A 20,021-nucleotide genomic window follows, 5' to 3' on the forward strand; every position below is an offset into this window, starting at 1 on the left:
CTCCCCAGAGAATCAAGGAGACGAGTTTATAGAAACAATACGGATAAAAAACGATTTCTTCCGTACGCAGCCGGAACGTCGTTTGAAAAATTGACCGGATTGGAATGCCTGAACAAGATCGCGCCTGAAGCTTTATGAAAAAAGCCGCGCCAGACACTACCCATGCTGGCTTTTCAGGCCAGCCCTAATGCAGGCTGGCCCGTAAGGGCGCGCCCCGCAGGCTGTGATAGAGCAGGATATCCGGCCCGCAGCGTTCAGGCTGATCCGTGCACACGCTCATGCCCGCGCCGCCAAAAACCTGCCGGGCCACGATGTCATGTTCACGCACATAGGCGATGACCCGACTCACCCCACCATCATGCGCAAAGGCCAGCGCCGTGGTTGTCGCCTCGCGTGATAGCGCCGTATCACGCACATCCGCGACCATGGTGAACTGTAATTCATGGCAGTCAGGCGCGGTGGTAGAAGGCTGCACACCTGCCAGCCCGATAAAACGGCCCTGCTGACGCACGGTAAACATGCCCACGCCCTCACGGCCCCATGTCATGAGGTCGGTCAGCATATCCTGCTCGCTCAGCACGCGGTTGCATACGCCGCCAGCCAGCCGCCCGGTCACGCCAGCGCTGGCTTTCAGCCGCACCACGTCCTCAAGGTCGGTCCATGAGACCGGATCAAGCTGCAGGTGGCCTGTCTGTATGTGACATCGACATCCCATTACTGCCTCCCCAGGGCCGGTGCGTAAAACCCGGCCTTTATTGAAGGCAGATAATGGGGCCGATGGCAAATAGAATCAGCGCTCGATGGGGCGATACTTGATGCGGCTCGGCTCGGTCGCATCCGGGCCAAGGCGGCGGCGCTTGTCTTCCTCATAGGCCTGGAAGTTACCCTCGAACCATTCCACGTGGCTGTCGCCCTCAAAGGCAAGGATATGGGTGGCCAGACGGTCAAGGAACCAGCGATCATGGCTGATGATGACCGCGCAGCCCGCGAATTCGGCCAGGGCATCCTCCAGCGCGCGCAGCGTATCGACATCAAGGTCGTTGGTCGGCTCATCGAGCAGGATCACATTGCTTTCCTGCCGCAGCATCTTGGCCAGATGCACGCGGTTGCGCTCACCACCCGAGAGCACGCCCACCTTCTTCTGCTGGTCCGCGCCCTTGAAGTTGAAAGCCCCCACATAGGCGCGCGACGGCACGGCCCGCTTGCCAAGGTAGATCACGTCGGTCCCGCCGGAGATTTCCTCCCACACGGTCTTGTCGTCATCAAGGCTGAAGCGCGACTGGTCCACATAGCCAAGCTTGACCGTGTCACCAATGACAAGTTTGCCGCTATCGGGTGTTTCCTGCCCCATAATCATCTTGAACAGGGTGGACTTGCCCGCGCCGTTCGGCCCGATCACGCCTACGATGCCGCCCGGCGGCAGCTTGAAGTTCAGGTCATCGATCAGCAGGCGGTTGCCAAAGCCCTTGCGCAGGTCCTCGGCCTCGATCACCGTGCTGCCAAGGCGCGGCCCGGGCGGAATGACGATATCGGCAACGCCATTCGCCTTCTCGTTGTTCTGGGCCAGCATTTCCTCATAGCGCGCGATACGCGACTTGCTCTTGGCCTGGCGGGCCTTGGGCGAGGAGCCGATCCATTCCTGCTCGGCGGCAAGGGCGCGCTGGCGGGCGCTCTCTTCCTTTTCCTCCTGCGCCAGGCGCTTGCGCTTCTGGGTCAGCCAGGAGGAGTAGTTGCCCTCGAACGGATAGCCACGGCCACGCTCGAGTTCGAGAATCCAGTTGGTGACGTTATCGAGGAAGTAACGGTCATGAGTAATGACCATCACGGTGCCTTCGTAATCACGCAGCGTCTTTTCCAGCCATGATACGCTCTCGGCATCAAGGTGGTTGGTCGGTTCATCGAGCAGCAGCAGGTCGGGCTTTTCAAGCAGCAGGCGGCACAGCGCCACGCGGCGGCGCTCACCACCGGAGAGCTTTTCAACGGGGCTGTCGGCCGGCGGGCAGCGCAGGGCCTCGAGTGCGATCTCGAGCTTGCGGTCGAGTTCCCAGCCATCGCCCGCGTCAATCACTTCCTGCAGTTCGGCCTGTTCGGCCAGCAGGGTGTTCATCTCGTCATCGGACATGGGCTCGGCGAACTTCATCGAGATCTCGTTGAAGCGGTCCACGGCCTTTTTCAGCGGGCCAAAGCCCAGCGCCACGTTCTCGCCAACCGTCAGGCTCTCGTCGAGCTTGGGCTCCTGTTCGAGGTAGCCCACGCGCGCGCCCTCGGCGGCCCAGGCCTCGCCACCGAATTCCTTTTCCACGCCCGCCATGATCTTGAGCAGCGTCGATTTACCGGCGCCGTTGACGCCGAGCACACCGATCTTGACGCCGGGCAGGAAGGACAGGGTAATGCCCTTGAAGACCTCACGCCCACCCGGATACGCCTTGGTCAGGTCCTTCATCACATAGACATATTGCGTGGCGGCCATGACGGTCGGCTCCTGATAAACTGAAAGAAAATGGCAAATCACCCACCGCACGGCGTGGGGGTGCATCGGCCCATGGCCACCGTGCCGCGTGCTCAAAAGCCTGCGCCCGGCAGGACTTGAACCCGCAACCAAGCCGTTATGAGCGGCCCGCTCTAACCAATTGAGCTACGGGCGCGCAGGCAGCCCCTGATCTCGCGCATGTCGCGGGTTTTGGCAAGATCAACATGCCTTTTTGTGCGTAATTTTTTCCGTGGCACAGACGATATCGCCATAAAAAAAACAGGTTCATGATCTGGCTCATGGTGCCCCCCCCTGTCACGGAACATGACTTGCACAGGAAACGCGGGGAGATATACCGTCATTCCCCGTTAATTCATGCCGCCCCGCTCCGGGGCAGCCCTTAACGCATATGACAGGCAGCAGGAGGCCTGAACAGCAATGGATGTATCGAAGATTTCCCCCGGCAAGGACGTACCCAACGACATCAACGTCGTGATCGAAATTCCGCAGGGTTCAGGCGTCAAGTACGAAATCGACAAGGATAGCGGCGCGCTGGTGGTGGACCGCATCCTGTTCACGCCCATGGTCTATCCGGCGGCCTATGGCTTCATTCCCAACACGCTGGCCGCCGATGGCGACCCGACCGATGCGCTCGTGCTGATGCCCGCCGCCGTCGTGCCGGGCGTTGTGGTGCGTGCGCGCCCCATCGGCGTGCTGCGCATGGAAGACGAGAGCGGCCAGGACGAAAAGATCATCTGCGTGCCGCACGACAAGGTGCACCCGTACTATTCCAACGTGGAAAAGCTCGAGGATCTGCCAGAGATCGTGCTGAAGGAGATCGAGCACTTCTTCACCCGCTACAAGGACCTCGAAAAGGGCAAGTGGGTCAAGGTTGCAGGCTGGGCCGACAAGAAGGTTGCAGGCGAAGTGATCCTTGAATCCGTCAAGGCCGTCGCTGGCAAGTAAGATGGCCGATAAAAGTTTTTGGTGAAGTTTTTTTTCAGAAAGCTTCGAAAAACGCCGCCTTTTTGAAAAAAGGCGGCACCCAGAAACTTTTATCGTCTTTATCAGGCGGCATTGGTCAGCCGGCTGCCACCGTGGGTGAGTTCTCCAATCAGCCGGTGGTAGCCCGCCATGTAGTCCTGCATGGCCAGCGTTTTTACGGCATGGGCGCGGACATTGGCCCGCAGTCTTGTCGCCAGCCTTTCATCCTCCAGCAGTTCCACCACGCCCTGCGCAATGCGCCGTGGCGCGAGGAAGGGCACAAGCCGCGCGGTGCGGCCATCTTGCAAAAATTCCTCTACCGGCGCGGTCTGGCTACCCACGATCGCACAGCCGCAGGCCATGGCCTCACGCAGGGACCATGACGCCACGAACGGGTATGTCAGATAGACATGCGCGTCCGATCGCTGAAGCAGGCGGCGGAAGTCATCATATTTTACCCGCCCCGCGAAATGCACGCGCCGCATGTCCAGCACGCCGCCAAGCTCGGCCAGCATATGCTGCCGCCATGTCTGCCCACCCAGCGCGGGGGCGCCATAGCTGACCCCGTCGCCACCCACCAGCACCACCCGCACATCGGGTCGCGCCCGCAGGATATGGGGCAGCGCGCGCATGAACACATGAAACCCCCGGTACGGCTCAAGGTCACGCGCAACATAGGTGACCAGTTTCTCGCCGGGCTGCACCACCGCATTGCCCAACGTGAAGGGACGCAGGCGGGCCTGCGGGTCCGGGGCGCATTCTTGCAAATCCACTCCTTCAGGCAGCAGGGTCAGGCGCGGGCGCGCCCAGTCAGGATAGGTCGCGTGCTGGAAACGCGTGGGCGTATGCCCCCATCCCGGCAGGGCCAGGGCCAGAAGGTTGAGTGTATTGCGCGCCCGGATCAGGGGTGCCACATCGACGGGCGGGGGGAATTCAGGATCAAACCCCACATCCAACCCGGTGGGGTGATAGAAGAACTCATAATAGCCCAGCAGCGGCACGCCGGGATACACATCGGGCAGGTCCAGCATCTCGCCCCAGCCATGGTGGCCGATGATGATGTCAGGCACATAACCCAGATCCCGCAGCGTGCGCGCCGCCTGCGCCACGGCCGCCGCACGCTGCATGGCGCGTGCGAGTTCCGCCACCGGCCCCGGCGCGGCCAGTTCCGGCGCGGGTGGCAGGCGGTAGGACACCCGGCGCACGCCTGCCATGTGGGAAGTCCCTGATTCGCTGATGAAAATGATCTCGTTGCCGCCCTGCCCCCGCAGGTCGCGCAGCAGGTGAAGGAACTGGGCCGGAAAATTCTGGTGCACGAACAGATATTTCATGCAAGCCCCCCGCGCCCGCTGCCTGCGGTCATGAACCGGCCAGCACGCGGGACCTGCGCGGCGTTGCCCCACCACGACGGGGCGAGCGGCCGGGCGAAGCCGCCGTGGCGCTGCCGGGTTTGCGGTGCCACCAGGGCACGGGCTGATCCGGGCTGGCCTGTGCCCGCCCTGAATCCTTCCGCTGCGTTTCTTCAGGCGGTGCAGCGTCACGTACGGTCTCCACGACCTCCTGCTCTCCTGCGGCAAGGGGCATCCTGCCGGGCCGCTGGGGCGGAACACGCCTGCCCCGCCTGACCCGCGCCACAGGCGCCGCCGGGGCCACCGGCGGGGACAGCGCATCGAGCAACTGCGCTTCCACACGGTCATCAACCGAATGGTCATCAACCGGTGGTGGCGCGGAAATGACCGCTTCAGCCACAACCCGGGGGCGCACCACCACACGAAAGGCCTCAAGCGGAGCCTGTGTCGCGGCCATGACCGGCGCATCGACCACCGGCCCGATCCGGCTGCCATCGGTAAAGCTGGCCTCCACCTGGCATTCACAGGCCTGAGCCGCCGCCCCTTTCAGCCGCACGCGCAGGCCAAGCAGGGGCAGCGCCATGCCCCGGCTGCCACAATACGCGCCCCCGCTCACCCACGGCGAGAACCAGTCCTGCCCCAGTATGGCCTGATATTCGAGATCGGCTGGCGCAACACCGGGAGCGGGCTGGATGGCAAACCCCTCCAGCCAGTGTCCGCTCCCGCTCTCCCCCATCCATGCCCCCAGGTCTGCCTGCACATCGCCCCGGTGCTGGATATGGGCAATCATGCTCCCCGCTGCCGGAGCGGGTGCGGCCTGCGCCACCCGTGCCGGCTGGCTTGCAGCGGGACGGGCCGCAGCCGGACTGCCGAGGCGGACAATCTGCAGGGCAGGCAGTTCACCGGGCGCATCGTGCTCGTGATAGGTCGTGACCAGCACCGCCCCCCCGCCTGCGGGCACCATGACCAGGGCGGCCCCAGCACTCGCCCCGATCCAGCCCTGCGCATCAAACGTGCTGACCCGCACCCCATCGCTTCCCGGCGGCGTGCTGACGCGCATGCCTGTCAGCTTCCCGAAGGACATGGGGGCAGACAGGGCGGCATGAAACAGGCAGTACAGACCCGCTTCGAGCCGCATGAGCCGTGCCTTGGCCTGCACGGTATCGGGCTTTGCCATGGAGGCTGGTTCGCTTGCGGTCTGCATCATGACCGCCCCGCCCACAAAAAGGACGGTACGGACGCACGGACAGGGGCGGAATAGGTCAAGGCGGGCCTCTTGGGAGTGGTCAGGAACACACCGGGCGGCTCACGTCATACCCGGCCCGTGCATAAGACAGCAAAAACGTATTCAATTGGTGAACAGGCAGCCCCAGCGGCACGCACGCCCCCCGCCCCGTGGCCCGGATGCGCTGCGCCACGGTGCCGATATCAAACGCCACGGCCCGCAGCCCCGCCCGCCACAGCAGCGTGAGCGTGAAGCACCATGTCTCGGGCCATAGCGCGGGCATAAAGCCCACATCGCCCGCGCAGCCCCGCACCAGCGCCAGACCATCCGCCTCGTCATAATGGCCGGTCACGAACACGCGGCCCGTTTCCATCAAGGCGGCGTCATCCGCCGTGTGGCCCACCACCACAAATTCCAGCGGCAGATCGCGCGCCCGCGCATCCCGTGCCGCAGCGAGCACGATGGCATGGCCTTTCTCCACCCCGATCCCCCCCACGATCACTACCCGGCAGCGCTCATTGCGTGGGGGCAGGTCAGTGGCGGCGGGCGTTGCATCCCGCGCGGCAAATTGCGGCAGGGACTGCGTGGGGCCGTCATCCTCCAGCGCATGCACATGGGGCGTAACGTGCGGAAAATACCGGCCCAGCCGCAGCGCAACCTCCGCCGAGGGCACGATCACCCGCCGCGCACCGGCCAGTTCGCGCGCGGTCTCACGGCGCAGGCGCGTCACGTCGCGCTCCCCCACCACCGAGCCGAGCACGGCCACGCAGGCCGCGCATCCCGCGCCATCCGGCTCGCCACAATAGCGCCCCGCTGGCCCCACCAGCGTCACACGCGGGCATAGCCCGGCATAGTCATGCACATAGTAATCATAGGGCAGCGCCAGCACGCGGCATAAGGCGCGCGCACGCGTATCGTGGCCCAGTTGATGATGGATCTCGATCTGCGCCACGCCCAGCCCGCGCAGCAGGGCGACAAGGGCCGGTTCGTGGGCAGGCCATGCAAAATGCAGATCAGGCCAGCCGGCCTCGGGCCTGCCATCACGCAGCACGAATCCGTCGGGGGCCGGGTCCAGCACCACCGGCAGTCGTCCCGCCGCCAGCCAGTGCCGCGCCCGCGCCCGCACCACGCGGGCCACGCCGCCGCCTTCGCCATGGCTGACCAGCAGCACCGCCCCCACCAGTCCTGCCGCCACCACGCCCCGGCACCACACCAGCACCGACAGCCTGTGCCGCGCCGCCCGCAGCGGGTCAGCGGCAATATGGGCCGCCACCAGCGCGTCATAACCGGGAAAGAGCCGGTTCAGAATCCAGATATTGCGCCGCAGCAGGTCAGCGCGCGCACCACCGAACGACACGCCCCCCACATGCCCCACGAACACCCCCACCGCCGCCCGGTGCCGCCAGCCGCCAAGGCGGGCACGCATGCAGAAATCATTTTCCTCGCCATAGCCACGGCCAAACAGTTCGGGGCGGAAAGTGCCGGTCTGGCGCAGGCAGTCGTGGCGGATAAACATGCAGAACCCGTGCGCGGTAGGAATCTCCACATCCTGCCCGCCATTGGCGCGGCGGGCGGCGGCCATCAGCCGCCGCACCGCCGCAGGCCCACCCACCAGCGGGGCGGGATGCGCGGGGTCGGGCCATGTCAGGATGGTCGCATCGTTTGAAAGCGGCGAGACGGTGCCCGTATCGGCACGGGCATAGGCCACGTGCCGCATCTCCTCCAGCCAGCCCGGCGCCACCAATGTGTCGCTGTTGAGCAGCACCACGTCATCGCTCCGTGCATCCGCCAGCGCGGTGCAGATCGCGGCCGGGTAGCCCTGATTGCGCGCATGGCGGCGCAGATGAATACGTCCGCCCGCAGCAAGGTCGTCCAGCGCGCTGGCAAGGTCAGGGTCCGGCGTGGCGTCATCCACGACCATGATGTCCGTGGCGTAACGCGCCGGAGCATCAAGGCTGGCCAGCACGCTGTCGATACAGGCCAGCGTGCTGGCCCGGTCGGCATAGACGGGAATCACCACTCGGCAGCGTGGAGCAGCGGCTGGCACGCGCACCGGCGCCGCGCCATGGCCCCGCATGGCGGGAAATACGGGCCGGGCGGCGGGCAACCCTATGGGCAGGGGCGAGCCGGTTACATCCTGCCCGTCAGGGCGCACGACCCGCACGCTGCCGCCTGCTGCCAGAGCCTGCCACGGCACATGAAACGTCCACACCGGCAGGCCGGGACCAGCCGCGCTGTCGTGTCGGCCCACCCTGCCGCGCCCGAGCGTGAGGCTGCGCCTGCCACGGGCGTCGATCAGGTGCAGTTCGGGGCGATGATCGGGCCTTGCGGGCAAGAGCGCCCAGCCCGCAAGGCCATGGTCATCGGGCCACATCGCCCCCAGCGTTGCGCCCAGCGCCACAGGGGCGGGGCGGCCACCCAGCAGCACTGTACCCGCATGGCGCACCCTGATCTCACGCACATGCCGCCAGTAGGGGGGAAGCACCGCGCTACCGCCCGGCGGCAGGGCGCAGGGCTGGCCATCAAGCGCCATGTCGGGCACCTCGCCTGCGGGTAGCCCTCCCCAATGGAGCACGCCATCGGGCGCTGGCGCGCACCAGCCGGGCCGCCCCGTGCGCTGGCACACCAGCGCCGCCGCGCGGCACAGATCGGGATCGAAACCATAACGGATGAAAAACCGTTCAAGTGCCGCCGCCGCACGGCTCCATGCCCCGGCCCCGCACAGGGCCAGCACCAGCAGTTTCAGCCCTGCGCGGAATTCCTGTGCCGCCATGACCTGCTCAACCGCGTGCGCGGCCTGTGCCGCCTGCCCCGCGCCCAGCAGCACCGCCGCCTGCGCGAAGCGGACTGCCCGGTCACCCGAGGCCATGCGGCCCGCACGCGCCATCCACGCTACGGCCTGCCCGTGCCGGCCGCCCGCCGCATGCCGCCATGCCTGCCGCATGGCGGCACTGACCTCCACCTCCGGCACGTTGTCAGGTGCCGTGTGGGGCACGCGTCGGGTCATCCGCCCGCCAGTTGCGCGCATTCGGCCCGTGCCGCATCCAGCCCCTGTGCGCTGGCCTGTTCCAGCCAGTGACGGGCCTGTGCGCGGTCCACAGGCCCGGCCAGTCCGCGCGCCAGATAGCGCCCCGCCATAAGCTGCGCCAGCGCGTGGCCCGCCACGGCCCCCTGCATGAACCAGTGCAGCGCCTGCGACCGGTCGGGCGTGACGTCGTGGCCGCCGCCATACAGCGCACCGAGGGAGAACATGGCCTCCGCCCGGCCAGCAGCGGCGGCCTTGTGATACAGCGCCAGCGCCCCCGCATGGTCGCGCGGGCCGCCGCGCCCCTCCAGCCGGAGCTGGGCTGCGACAAGACAGGCCTCGGGCAGGCCCTGCGCCGCCGCCTGCTCCAGCCATTGCCGCGCGCGCGCGGGATCAGCCGCCACACCATCGCCCTCCAGCAACATGCGGCCATGCCAGTAAGCGGCATTGACCACACCCGCGCGGGCAGCGCGTTCCATCCACAGGGCTGCCGCCGCGCGGTCCACGGGTCGCCCCACGCCGGCATGCAGGCTGACCGCGAGGTTGAAGATGGCCACCGGATCACCCGCCTGTGCCGCCGGTTCAAAATCAACCAGTGCGGGGGTGGTGGTGGCCTGTTCCGCCCTGCCCGCCAGCAGGGGGGCGGCGAGGTCGCTCATGGCGGTTACGTCACCAAGTTCCGCCGCGCGTTCCAGCCACTGGCGGGCCAGTTCAGGGTCAGCCGCCACGCCGCGCCCCTGCCGGTACAGCACGGCCAGCATGCGGCAGGCCAGCGCATGATCCTGCCTTGCTGCCATGCGGTACCACGCAACGGCTTCATGATCGGCGGGAATCGCCGCCTCGCCGCGTGCATGCAGGTCGCCCAGCAGGGCGGCGGCCTCGCGGTCGCCGCCAAGGGCCGCGCGGCGCAGCCATGTCTCGGCCATCAGCATATTGCGCGGGCCATCCGCCCGGTCATGCAGCAGCAACGCGCCATAGCGGGCCTGCGCGGGGCGCACGCCCTGTGCGGCCGCCCGCCCGTACCACAGCGCGGCCTGACCCGTGTCACGCGTCATACCCCAGCCCCGCTCGTGCAACAGGCCCAGCATGTATTGCGCGGTGGGCAGGCCGCTTTCCGCCGCCCGGTTCAGCGCTGCCACTGCATCGGGGTCGGTGCCCGGCGCCTCTACCGCCAGATGGGCCACCGCCAGCCCCAGATCACCCTGCGGGCACCCCGCCTGCGCCGCGCGCGCGCACCAAAGGCGCGCCGCCTGCACATCACGCACGCTGTCAGGCCCGCAGGCCAGCAGATAGCCATAGAGCGCCTGCGCATCGGGCAGGCCAAGAGTGGCCGCACGCCCTGCCCACCCGGTTGCAGCAACAGGATCGGGCCAGCACTCGATGCCTGCGGGTAGGGCCGTGGGCAGCAGGCCATCGCCCCCCCTGCCATCCGGCGGGTCAACCAGCAGCATGAGCGCCATGGCAAAACAGGCTTCGGCATGTCCGGCGGTTGCGGCGCGGTGCATCCAGCGCACACCCTCGGTCGGGCTGCGCGGCACGCCCTGGCCTTCAAGATAGGCGCGGGCCACCTGGTACTGCGCCGCCACCATGCCATCCTGCGCCAGTCTGCCCAGCAGGGCGAAACCCTGCGGGGCGCGGCCTTCCTGCTCCAGCCAGTTTCTGGCCCGCTGCAGGCGGCCCTGCGCGGAGAATCCCTCGCGCCAGCGCGAAAGCAGCTTGTACATCCTGCCCCCGCTCAGGGTTCACGCATGCCGTCGGTCACGGCAGGCAGCAGGCGGTTGAGCAGATACTGCATCATGGTGCGCCGCCCGATATGGATATCCGCCTCCACCGGCATGCCGGGCTGCGGATGGAAGAAGGGCGGCACGCCATGCAGGGTATAACGGTCGATGGACAGGCGCACGCGGTAGAAAGCGTTCATCGGATCGCCATCCTCATCACCCGTCTGCGCGCCGCTGCCGCCTGCGTGGCCTGATGCATCGGTAAACGCATCGGGGCTGATAACGCGCACCGTGGCGTCGCCCCCGCCGTATTGCGTGTAGGGGAAGGCCGAGAATTTGAGCAGCGCATGATCGCCCGCGCGCACATAACCCGCATCCACCCCGCGCAGCGTGGCCTCGACATCAAGCCGGGCGGCAGCGGGCACCAGTGTCATGAGAGGGCTGGCGGCCTGTATGACCGAACCTGCGGAAAGATGGGCGATGCTCAGCACCACCGCATCACGCTCGGCACGCATGATGACAAGGTCGTGGTGCAGCATGGCCTTGCTGTAACTGCCCTCGGCATCGGCCAGACGGTGCTGCGCCAGGGCAAGATCCTGATACACGGTGGCGTGCCAGTTGCTGGCATAGCCATCACGCTGCGCCACCATGCCGTCAAGGCGGGCGCGCGTGCTGTCCGCCTCGTGCCGGGCGGAAACCTGCGAGCGCACCACCTCCATCAGGCTGTCCTGCGCCGCGAGCGTGGAAAGCCTGCTGCCCACCTGCTCGTGCTGCAGGCGCATGCGCATGTCCTGCACATCACGCGCCACGCGGGCGCGGGCGGCATACATCGCGGCACTGGCCTCATAGCCCTGCAACTCACTTTTCAGCCCCGCGATCTGCCGGTCGTAATTGGCCATCTGGGCCGTGTATTCAGCTTCACGCCGCAAAAAGGCCGCCGCCTCCTGCACGGAAGCGGGGTCATTGACATCCGCCCTGTAAAGCTGGCCCGCGGCCTCGGCGGTGCGGCGGGCCACCTCGGCGCGATAGGCCATGACCTGCCGGTGCAGGTTGGTCACATCAGCATCGGTCATGGTGGGGTCGAGACGGGCCAGCACCTGCCCCTTGCGCACGCTGTCGCCCTCATGCACGTCGATCGAGCGGATGATCGCGGTTTCGAGTGGCTGGATGACCATCGTCTCGTCAAACGGGGTCAGCCTGCCGTTTACGCTCACCACCCGGTCAAGTGGCAGGAAGGTCATGACCAGAAGCGCCGCCCCCGCCAGTGCCGCGATCAGCCAGACCACGTAACGCGCCGCATCCGATGGTGGCAGGCCAACCAGTGCCGCACTTGGCGAATAAAAGGACAGCAGCGCGGGTGGCAGGTCGGTTGGCACATCCGCCGTGGGCGGAGGCAGCACCGACAGGATCGCTCCTTCCGCAGGGCCGCCCTGCGCATCAGGCGGGGGGATCAGCGCCTGCCCGCTCATGCTGCATCGCCCTGGATAGTGGCAAGCGCTGCGGCGTTGTCACCGGTTTCGGGCAGGTTGTTCTGCTGCATCCACAGCGTGCGGTAGATGGTGCAGCGCGCCAGCAGTTCGGCATGCGTGCCGATATCGACGACACGCCCGTGGTCAAGCACGCAGATCTGGTGGCATTCCACCAGCGAGGCCAGCCGGTGCGACACGATCACCATGGTGCGCCCGCGCGCGAGGTGGCGCAGGTTGGCGTTGACCACCGCCTCGCTCTCGGGGTCGAGCGCGGAGGTGGCTTCATCAAGGATCATGAGCTTGGGGTCGGAGATCACCGCGCGCGCAATGGCAAGGCGCTGGCGCTGGCCGCCGGAAATGTTGGTCGAGCCCTCCTCGATCCAGGTATCGAAGCCTGCGGGCATGCGCTCGATGAATTCCTCCGCCCCCGCAAGGCGGGCGGCACGCACCACATCCTCGAGCGTCAGGCCCGGGCGACCGGCGATGATGTTGTCGCGGATGGTGCCGCGAAACAGGAAGTTGTCCTGCAGCACCACGCCGCATGAGCGGCGCAGATAGGTCAGGTTGATCTCGCGCAGGTCGATGCCATCAAGCCGCAGATGACCGGTATAGCTGCGGCTCACCCCCTGCAGCAGGCGCGTGATGGTGGACTTGCCCGAACCGCTGCGCCCCACCAGCCCCAGCATGGTGCCCGCAGGCACGCTGAAAGTAATGTCATCAAGCGCAGGCGCGGCGGCGCCGGGATAGGTAAAGCACACATTGCTGAACGACAGCGCCCCGTGCAGCGGCGGGCGCAGGCCGGTGGTGAGCGCACGGGTCTCGGTCGGGCGGTTGAGGACGGAGCCGGTCTCGGCCAGTGCGGCACGCACCTCGTTGAAGTCATCGATCAGGCGGGCCATGCCCACCAGCGGCGAGGCCACGCGGCCGCCCAGCATCATGAACGCCATCAGCGCGCCCGCCTCCATGCCCGACGTGGTGGAGGTAATGGCCATATATGCCCCGATGAGGATAATGCCGCGATTGATGAACAGGTCGAGTGGCATGACCGCCGTGCCCACCCAGTTGCCCATGCGCCCGGCATCGAGCGAGGCGGTGACGACATCGGCGGTCTTTTCATCCCACACCGCGCGGCGCACCGGCTCGAGCGCAAGTGTCTTGACGGTGCGGATGCCGGCCACCGTTTCATACAGTGCTGCGCTGCGGGCCATCTCGGCGCGGACCTGCCGGTTGATCAGCCGCCCCACGGTGGGCATGGCCAGCAGGATGATGACACCGATCAGCGCGGCACTCACCACGGTCATCCATGCCAGCGCGGTGCTGAGCCAGAACAGGAAGGGCAGCACCACCAGCAGGGTGAACAGGTCGAGGAAGGTGCCCAGCAGCTTGCCGGTCATGAACTGCCGCACCTTGTAGATGGCGCTGATGCGGCCAATGATGTTGCCTGCCTGCTCGCGCTCGAAAAACTCCAGCGGCAGGGCCAGCAGCCGGTCGAACACCGCAAGCGAGATGCGCGTGTCCAGCCGCGTGGTCAGTACCAGCGTGATCTCGCGCCGCGCGTGGGTGAGCAGGATTTCATACACCGCCATGACCACGACAAGACCGGTGAGCGAGACCAGGGTGGCCATGGAATGGAAGGTCACCACCCGGTCGATCACCTGCATGACGATGAGCGGCGGGAAGATGGCCAGCACGCTGATGACCATGGAGGACAGCACCACATCACGCAGCAGCCTGCGCTCGCCCAGCACGAGGCGGCGCAGCCACGCGAAATCGACCGGGGGTTCGGGGCGCGTGCTGTCACGCTGCCCGCGCACCAGCAGCACGTCGCCCGTCCACACGGCTTCAAGCCGCAGGGCATCGACTGCCACCGGCGGCGTATCGGGGCTGGCGAAAGGATCGGCCAGCCAGACCACGCCACCCGCTTCATCCACGCCGACCATGAGCCCCGCCGAGCCATCGGCAAACATGAGCACCACCGGCGGCACGTCACGCAGGCGCACGAGGTCGGCCCATTGCAGGCGCATGCCCCGTGCCGTGCCGCCGTTTTCCTCCACCCAGCGCGCCAGGGCGGGAATGGAGGGGGCTGCCTCGCCCTCCTCCGCGGCAAAATCGCGCACGTCGAGGTCAATGCCATGAAAGCGCGCCGCACACAGCACGGCCTGCAGGCGGATCAGTTCCGGCGCGCGCCGTGGCGCGGCCTGCCCCCCGACGCCATCACCTGCTTGGTCTGGATGGCCCACGGCACCCCTTTGCGTTGCACGCTCTGTCTATTGATGGGGCCAAAGGTAGGGACAGAAAGCAAAAAGTTCCTTAACACTTCCATTTTGCCGCACCGATAAAATACCCGGCCAGCTACGGCTATGTCGTGTCATGCGTGCGGGTTGCGGAGACAGAACACTGCCCTGCCCTTCATGTTCCGTTCATGCACGCTCCGCGCCCCGCATCTCCTGCCTGTGTGGCGGATACAGCCGGACCTGCATGTGCTGAGGGGACCAGACGGATGGCGGTCCATGACCAGATTATTTTTTGACTTTCCGCACAATTAAATGCATATACAAAAGTCAATCATTTTTATTTATATATTCCCCTCCATCGTTATAGATATACAAATATATGAACCTGAAGCCCAACCCCGCTCCGCGTCTTGCCATTGTCATCCCGTGTTATAATGAGTCAGAAGTTTTCCCCTTCTGCCTGCGCGAAATGGGGGATTATCTGAATGACATGATCCGGCAGAACCTGGTACAGGCGGAAAGTTACATCCTGTTCGTTGACGATGGCAGCCGGGATGATACATGGCAGCAGATCAGTGCGGCCGCAAAAGAACACTCCTTTGTCCGTGGCCTCAAGCTCTCATGCAACAAGGGCCACCAGGCGGCACTTCTGGCGGGCCTGGCCAACGCGACGCAGGCCGATGCCATTGTCAGCATCGACGCCGACCTGCAGGATGACATCAACGCCATCGGCAGGATGGTGCAGTCTTATATGGCTGGACATGAAGTCGTTTATGGCGTGCGGGCCTCCCGCCAGACCGATACGGCCTTCAAGCGCACGACAGCGGAACTCTTCTACCGCATGATGACCTTTATGGGTGTGAAGCAGGTTTTCAATCATGCGGATTTCCGCCTGCTCAGCCAGCGTGCCTGCGCGGCCCTGCTGGAATATCATGAACGCAACATCTACATTCGCGGCCTTGTGCCCCTCGTCGGCTTTCCGGCAGAAGAAGTTTTTTACGACCGCAAGGAACGCAAGGCCGGCATTTCCAAGTATCCTTTACGGAAAATGATTGCCCTGGCCATGGAGGGCATCACGTCCATGACAGTCAGCCCCCTCAGGCTGATTACATTTGTGGGTGCGGGAATCGGCGCCATTTCGGTCCTGCTCGTTCTGTGCGCAATCGCATACTGGATGCTAGAGGGCTATGTATCCGGCTGGTCGCTGGTCATTATCGTGCTTTTCTTCATGACAGGCCTGCAGATGCTGTCTTTGGGAATTGTCGGGGAATATGTGGGAAAAATATATCTCGAGACCAAGGAACGCCCCCGCTACCACATAGAAAGAAAAGAAGGCTTCCCGGTAAACCATCCTTCAGCGCCTGCGTAATACACTTACCTGTTCAGGCCCCGATCAAGGCCCATGCCACCATGCCAGGCTGAACAGGTGGCACAGACGCCTGTATCTTGCCTTCGCGCCGAGCCTGCCAGAATCAGATTGTATCCGGGGTCGTTTGCGGTTGATGAAGACAGCCTTCTCTTTTAAATTAAGGCTGATGTTCAAACGCATGGCCGTGTTAACAGGAGAGCCGAACGGATGCTTTGCTGAATGATTCGATTGAATCACATAGTAGGGGTTGCGAATCGTGCATTGATATGGCACGCGCCACGATCCATATCGCCAAAGGGAAGGGTGAGCCCATAGCAGATGCCAGTCCTTGAATTTCCAAAAGGACTCTTACTGCCTTAACATATGCATCAGGCTACCCATGAGGGAGAGGCATGGCTGCTAAAGAATTTATGTGATTGTTATCGCATTCATCAAGAAAGCATATAACTGAAATGAAATGTCTTGTTACAGGTGGCGCGGGTTATGTAGGTAGCCATGTTATCATCAGCCTACTGGACGCAGGACATGAAGTCGTTATCCTCGACAACCTGAGCACGGGGCACCTCGCGGCAGTGCCGCCCGGCGTGCGTTTCTGGAATATTGATCTCGCGGATGCACGGGCAACACGGCATGCTGTCAGCCAGGAAAACTGGGATGTGGTGTTTCATTTCGCCGCCCTTTCCTCTGTCAGTGAATCGGTTGAACGCCCTTTTTATTATCTGGGCCAGAATACGATCAATTCCCTCAATCTGATTGAGGCCTGTACGCAGCACGGCGTCAAACGCTTTGTGTTTTCCTCTACCGCGGCGCTGTTCAATGGGGAAAAGCATTGCGGATCGATCGCGGACAACGCCATAATCGACCCCAGTTCGCCTTATGGCGATAGCAAATATTTTATTGAGCGCGCACTGATATGGGCAGACCGTATCTGTGGAATGCGCAGTGCGTGCCTGCGGTATTTCAATGCTGCGGGGGCTGACCCGCTTGGTCGCCTGGGTGAAGATCACCGGCCGGAAACGCACCTTATTCCCCTCACCATTGATACCGCCCTTGGCCTGCGTCCCATGCTCAGGATATTTGGCAATGATTATCATACGCCTGATGGAACCTGTGTCCGGGATTATGTTCATGTCACGGATCTGGCCGATGCCCATATCCGGGTGATCGACCAGCTGGAACGCGCTTCCGTCACCTATAATCTTGGCAACGGCAAGGGATTCAGCAATCTGGAAATCGTCCAGAGCGTGGAACGGGTCAGTGGCCGGAAGATACCGTGGGAATGGGCAGACCGCCGCCCGGGCGATCCCGCTATTCTGGTCGCAGATTCCTCCCACATCCGGCAGGAAACGGGCTGGAACCCGCAATATCACGACATTGACAGCATTGTGGAAACGGCCCTGCGCTGGCGCGAAACGTCATCCCCATGGGTATGATAGCGAACCACTATCAGGCCATGAAAATGTAATGCTTATGAAACACGGCGTTGGCACATACTGACAATAAAGCCCGTTCCTGTTTTTTCAGCAATACATGACAAACAGAATACAGTTGCATATTGCTAGCAGGCTCACGAAGTTGCCCAGGTTCTGTTGACAAAAGGTCTCCTCAGACTGGCCTGAACGTGATTCAACGCTGGTCTTTACGGAGACCTGTGGATGCGTGGCGACCTGACGGAGGAGGAATGGGCGATCATTGGTGGCCTGCTGCCGCCTGAACGTGGCCGCTGGTCACGACCTGCGCAGGATAACCGTCTGTTTCTCAATGGAATGCTTTATGTCCTGCGAGTTGGTTGTCCGTGGCGGGGCATGCATGAGCGCTATGGAAAATGGAACTCGGTCTATGTGCGGTTCCGTCGATGGGCAGAACAGGGCGTCTGGGACGCTCTGTTGGAAACGCTGGTTGAACTCGGTCTGACCGATGACTGGCAGCACATGATCGCCAGCACGGTCGTTCGGGCTCACAGCCAGGCGGCTGGCGCAAAAGGGGCACTCACAAGAAAGGTTCTGGTCGAAGCCGCGGCGGCTTTACGAGCAGGATCCACGCCCGCGCTGACGGTCAGGGCCGCCCTCTCGGCTTCGGCCTGACGGGTGGCGAAATTTCTGATTATTCCGGCGCTGATGCCCTGATGGACCTGCCGGTCGTGACACCGCGCCGATTTCTGGCCGATAAGGGGTATGATAGTGACAGGATACGGGAGAGCCTGCTTTTTCGAGGCATTCTTCCTGTTATCCCACCGCGTTAAAATCGTACAGAGGATATTCCCTGCGACTTCCGTCGTTATCGGGATCGCAACCGTATCGAGCGGATGTTCAACAAACTGAAGCTGTTCCGACGTATCGCCAGACGCTATGACAAGACAAGAAAATCGTTCCTCGCCTTTCTTGGAGGCTATTTGAAATAGTCAGGCCCAATAATATCCTGAAATCATAAAATTTTTTGGTGACCCGAAGATAACAACGGCGCTCTTCGATCGGCTGACCCCATCACTGTCATATCCTCGAGACAGGAAATGACAGCCACAGGTTCCGCGCCAGTTCTGCCGCGATGAAAACCCGGGTCAGTTCTCAGTGCAAATCAATACATTTGCAGCCATGATCTATCTCATTGGCACAATCATCAATTCAAGATAATTCCCAACAGACTCCAAAAAGTGACATCTTCTGAAGCTTTTTGAAAAAAACTTCACCAAAAACTTTTATGATTTCAGCGTATTAGAAGGTCCACTTTTTCAAACCGTCCCCTATCGGCGCAGCGTGGCAAAAGGCCGCAGCGGCTGCGGGGCAGGCGTGCAGTCATCCGCCCGCCATGAATGGATCAGCCCATCCGTTACGTGCCGCAAGGCGTCGCGCTCGGCAAGCAGGCGCATGGCCTCGGTGTGGCGTATGGCGTCGTTCTGGCCAAGCAGGGTGGTTTCATAAGTCGCCTGCCGCGCCATTTCCACTTCCGGCATGGAGGACAGCGTCGCGTAGGAGACCGGCAGGCTGACCTGCTGGCTGGTGGTCCGGCTTGCATCCGCCGCAAGACCAAAGGTGGGTGAGGCCGTCAGCGCGCCCACGGTGAACTGCCCCCCATGCGTAAAACTGCCTGATAGCTGGAGCGTCACATCCCCCACAATCGCGCCGATAACGGGGTCCGCCACGTGCTGGCGGCACTGTGCGGCGCGGATGGCGGCGGCAAAGCGCGTGGCCTGCGCCGGTGCCCAGTCAGCCGGGTGCGAGACGGACACAATGCCCGCCTGCCCCAGCGTGGTTTCAAGCCCGGCCATGGCGGCGGGAATGGTTGTCTGCACGGGCCTGTCATGTGCGCAGCCCCACAGGCACACCGCGAGAAACAGTAAATGCGGAAGTAATTTCATGATCTGGTGCAGATCCCGGATGCTGCATTGAAAAAAACAGAAGGTCCTGGGTGCCGTCTTTTTTTTCAAATTCACCCTATCCCGGCCCCTGCCAGATAGGCTTCATTGGCGCTGACCAGGGCATCCCAGTCCTGATGGGTGGGGCTCAGCACGCCCGCAGGCAGCAGTTGCCGCCAGGCCAGGCCGTGGGCTTCCATGATGCGAGAGCGCACCCAGCGCCATGTTGCCTTCTGCCGCATGCCCCATGTCAGTAGCGTCACCACATCCGTATCGGCTGTGCCGGTATAATCCCATAACAGCAGGCAGTGGCCGCCCGCGCTGCCGGGCGTAGGGTCGCCGCGCTCCGCAGGCGTGGGTGTATCCCATAGCGGCGGCGGATTGCCTGCGGTGTCGGTCCACATATCCGCCACGGCAAGCTGCACGCCCAGATAGGCTGCCGACAGCCCCGCTGTTACGTTACGGATTGCGTTCAGGTCCGCAGGCTCCAGCGTGCCCCATAGCGGGAACAGGGTCTGGCGTGCCAGCGCGTAGCCCTGCTGCAGGGCTATGGTCAGCACATCCACTTCCACTCCGCCATGATCCGTGGCCGGGTGGCCGGGCACATAGCCGGTGGAAAGCGCGTAGAACCGCACGGCATCAGGCGTATCCACCGCCACCTGATAGCCCGCAAGTGCTGCGGTGGCGCGGATATGGTTGCCTATGCCCGCCGCCGTGCAGTCGCCTAGCAGCCTGTCGGGTTGGGGTACCCTGTGAAGGGGTAAGGCTGTAGAGTGTCGCGATGAGCCGCTTCATCCCGTTTGACCGATCCCAGCCGTATCTT

General features: G+C 63.8%; 13 protein-coding genes, 1 tRNA gene and 3 pseudogenes. 6 read left to right on the forward strand and 11 right to left on the reverse strand.

The window, feature by feature from the left end:
* Positions 1 to 184: 184 nt before the first annotated feature.
* From CDI09_RS10875 to CDI09_RS10885, 3 genes are all read right to left on the reverse strand, one after another.
* On the reverse strand, positions 185 to 715 hold the full coding sequence (locus CDI09_RS10875; protein WP_078525328.1) for a GNAT family N-acetyltransferase: 531 nt from the start codon (positions 713 to 715) through the stop codon (positions 185 to 187).
* A 75-nt stretch (positions 716 to 790) separates the two neighbouring features.
* A complete protein-coding gene (gene ettA, locus CDI09_RS10880; RefSeq protein WP_078525330.1) occupies positions 791 to 2,470 on the reverse strand; it encodes an energy-dependent translational throttle protein EttA in 1,680 nt (559 codons plus the stop codon).
* Between the two features lie 101 nt (positions 2,471 to 2,571).
* Positions 2,572 to 2,645: transfer RNA gene (locus CDI09_RS10885), tRNA-Ile, on the reverse strand.
* Positions 2,646 to 2,908: 263 nt separating this feature from the next.
* Between CDI09_RS10885 and ppa the strand changes: the two genes are divergently transcribed.
* A complete protein-coding gene (gene ppa / locus CDI09_RS10890; RefSeq protein WP_061272287.1) occupies positions 2,909 to 3,436 on the forward strand; it encodes an inorganic diphosphatase in 528 nt (175 codons plus the stop codon).
* Positions 3,437 to 3,537: 101 nt separating this feature from the next.
* On the opposite strand, the gene CDI09_RS10895 is transcribed toward ppa, so the two are convergent.
* The 6 genes from CDI09_RS10895 to CDI09_RS10920 all read right to left on the reverse strand — a co-directional run bounded on the left by CDI09_RS10895 (position 3,538) and on the right by CDI09_RS10920 (position 14,483).
* Positions 3,538 to 4,785, reverse strand: coding sequence for a glycosyltransferase family 4 protein (locus CDI09_RS10895; protein ID WP_078525332.1), 1,248 nt, complete (start codon positions 4,783 to 4,785; stop codon positions 3,538 to 3,540).
* Positions 4,786 to 4,813: 28 nt separating this feature from the next.
* On the reverse strand, positions 4,814 to 6,010 hold the full coding sequence (locus tag CDI09_RS10900; RefSeq protein ID WP_146220872.1) for a hypothetical protein: 1,197 nt from the start codon (positions 6,008 to 6,010) through the stop codon (positions 4,814 to 4,816).
* A 79-nt stretch (positions 6,011 to 6,089) separates the two neighbouring features.
* The gene (locus CDI09_RS10905) at positions 6,090 to 9,035 is read right to left on the reverse strand and encodes a glycosyltransferase (RefSeq protein WP_249034019.1); all 2,946 of its coding nucleotides are present in this window, start codon (positions 9,033 to 9,035) and stop codon (positions 6,090 to 6,092) included.
* On the reverse strand, positions 9,032 to 10,777 hold the full coding sequence (locus CDI09_RS10910; protein ID WP_078525334.1) for a tetratricopeptide repeat protein: 1,746 nt from the start codon (positions 10,775 to 10,777) through the stop codon (positions 9,032 to 9,034). Before CDI09_RS10910 ends, CDI09_RS10905 begins: the two co-directional genes overlap by 4 nt.
* 11 nt (positions 10,778 to 10,788) lie before the next feature.
* The gene (locus tag CDI09_RS10915; protein WP_078525336.1) at positions 10,789 to 12,243 is read right to left on the reverse strand and encodes an HlyD family type I secretion periplasmic adaptor subunit; all 1,455 of its coding nucleotides are present in this window, start codon (positions 12,241 to 12,243) and stop codon (positions 10,789 to 10,791) included.
* Positions 12,240 to 14,483, reverse strand: coding sequence for a peptidase domain-containing ABC transporter (locus CDI09_RS10920; protein ID WP_078525338.1), 2,244 nt, complete (start codon positions 14,481 to 14,483; stop codon positions 12,240 to 12,242). The genes CDI09_RS10915 and CDI09_RS10920 overlap by 4 nt, the downstream gene beginning before the upstream one ends.
* A gap of 463 nt (positions 14,484 to 14,946) precedes the next feature.
* Here CDI09_RS10920 and CDI09_RS10925 point away from each other — a divergent pair, with 463 nt between their 5' ends.
* The 5 genes and pseudogenes from CDI09_RS10925 to CDI09_RS10940 form a co-directional block, all read left to right on the forward strand.
* Positions 14,947 to 15,846, forward strand: coding sequence for a glycosyltransferase family 2 protein (locus CDI09_RS10925; protein WP_408884494.1), 900 nt, complete (start codon positions 14,947 to 14,949; stop codon positions 15,844 to 15,846).
* A gap of 452 nt (positions 15,847 to 16,298) precedes the next feature.
* Positions 16,299 to 17,343 (forward strand): annotated as a pseudogene (galE, locus tag CDI09_RS10930) (UDP-glucose 4-epimerase GalE).
* 158 nt (positions 17,344 to 17,501) lie between these two features.
* Positions 17,502 to 17,930 (forward strand): IS5 family transposase, encoded by a 429-nt coding sequence (locus CDI09_RS18450; RefSeq protein WP_078525342.1) that lies wholly within the window; start codon positions 17,502 to 17,504, stop codon positions 17,928 to 17,930.
* Positions 17,882 to 18,088, forward strand: coding sequence for a transposase (locus tag CDI09_RS18980; RefSeq protein ID WP_408884495.1), 207 nt, complete (start codon positions 17,882 to 17,884; stop codon positions 18,086 to 18,088). Before CDI09_RS18450 ends, CDI09_RS18980 begins: the two co-directional genes overlap by 49 nt.
* 193 nt (positions 18,089 to 18,281) lie before the next feature.
* A pseudogene (locus CDI09_RS10940) lies at positions 18,282 to 18,441 on the forward strand (ATP-binding protein); the annotation flags it as partial.
* A gap of 145 nt (positions 18,442 to 18,586) precedes the next feature.
* Here CDI09_RS10940 and CDI09_RS10945 read toward each other — a convergent pair.
* Together CDI09_RS10945 and CDI09_RS10950 are read right to left on the reverse strand one after the other, a co-directional pair.
* Entirely contained in the window at positions 18,587 to 19,201 is a 615-nt protein-coding gene (locus CDI09_RS10945) for a hypothetical protein (protein WP_078527845.1), read from the reverse strand.
* Between the two features lie 71 nt (positions 19,202 to 19,272).
* Positions 19,273 to 19,929: pseudogene (locus CDI09_RS10950) on the reverse strand (hypothetical protein); the annotation flags it as partial.
* Positions 19,930 to 20,021: the final 92 nt, after the last annotated feature.

Origin of the sequence: Komagataeibacter nataicola (assembly GCF_003207795.1) — a bacterium.
Lineage (GTDB): Bacteria > Pseudomonadota > Alphaproteobacteria > Acetobacterales > Acetobacteraceae > Komagataeibacter > Komagataeibacter nataicola.

Coding starts and splice junctions, on each gene's coding strand:
- CDI09_RS10875 (WP_078525328.1), bottom strand. CDS start 715: ATGGGATGTCGATGTCACATACAGACAGGCCACCTGCAGCTTGATCCG.
- ettA (WP_078525330.1), bottom strand. CDS start 2,470: ATGGCCGCCACGCAATATGTCTATGTGATGAAGGACCTGACCAAGGCG.
- ppa (WP_061272287.1), top strand. CDS start 2,909: ATGGATGTATCGAAGATTTCCCCCGGCAAGGACGTACCCAACGACATC.
- CDI09_RS10895 (WP_078525332.1), bottom strand. CDS start 4,785: ATGAAATATCTGTTCGTGCACCAGAATTTTCCGGCCCAGTTCCTTCAC.
- CDI09_RS10900 (WP_146220872.1), bottom strand. CDS start 6,010: ATGATGCAGACCGCAAGCGAACCAGCCTCCATGGCAAAGCCCGATACC.
- CDI09_RS10905 (WP_249034019.1), bottom strand. CDS start 9,035: ATGACCCGACGCGTGCCCCACACGGCACCTGACAACGTGCCGGAGGTG.
- CDI09_RS10910 (WP_078525334.1), bottom strand. CDS start 10,777: ATGTACAAGCTGCTTTCGCGCTGGCGCGAGGGATTCTCCGCGCAGGGC.
- CDI09_RS10915 (WP_078525336.1), bottom strand. CDS start 12,243: ATGAGCGGGCAGGCGCTGATCCCCCCGCCTGATGCGCAGGGCGGCCCT.
- CDI09_RS10925 (WP_408884494.1), top strand. CDS start 14,947: ATGGGGGATTATCTGAATGACATGATCCGGCAGAACCTGGTACAGGCG.
- CDI09_RS18450 (WP_078525342.1), top strand. CDS start 17,502: ATGCGTGGCGACCTGACGGAGGAGGAATGGGCGATCATTGGTGGCCTG.
- CDI09_RS10945 (WP_078527845.1), bottom strand. CDS start 19,201: ATGAAATTACTTCCGCATTTACTGTTTCTCGCGGTGTGCCTGTGGGGC.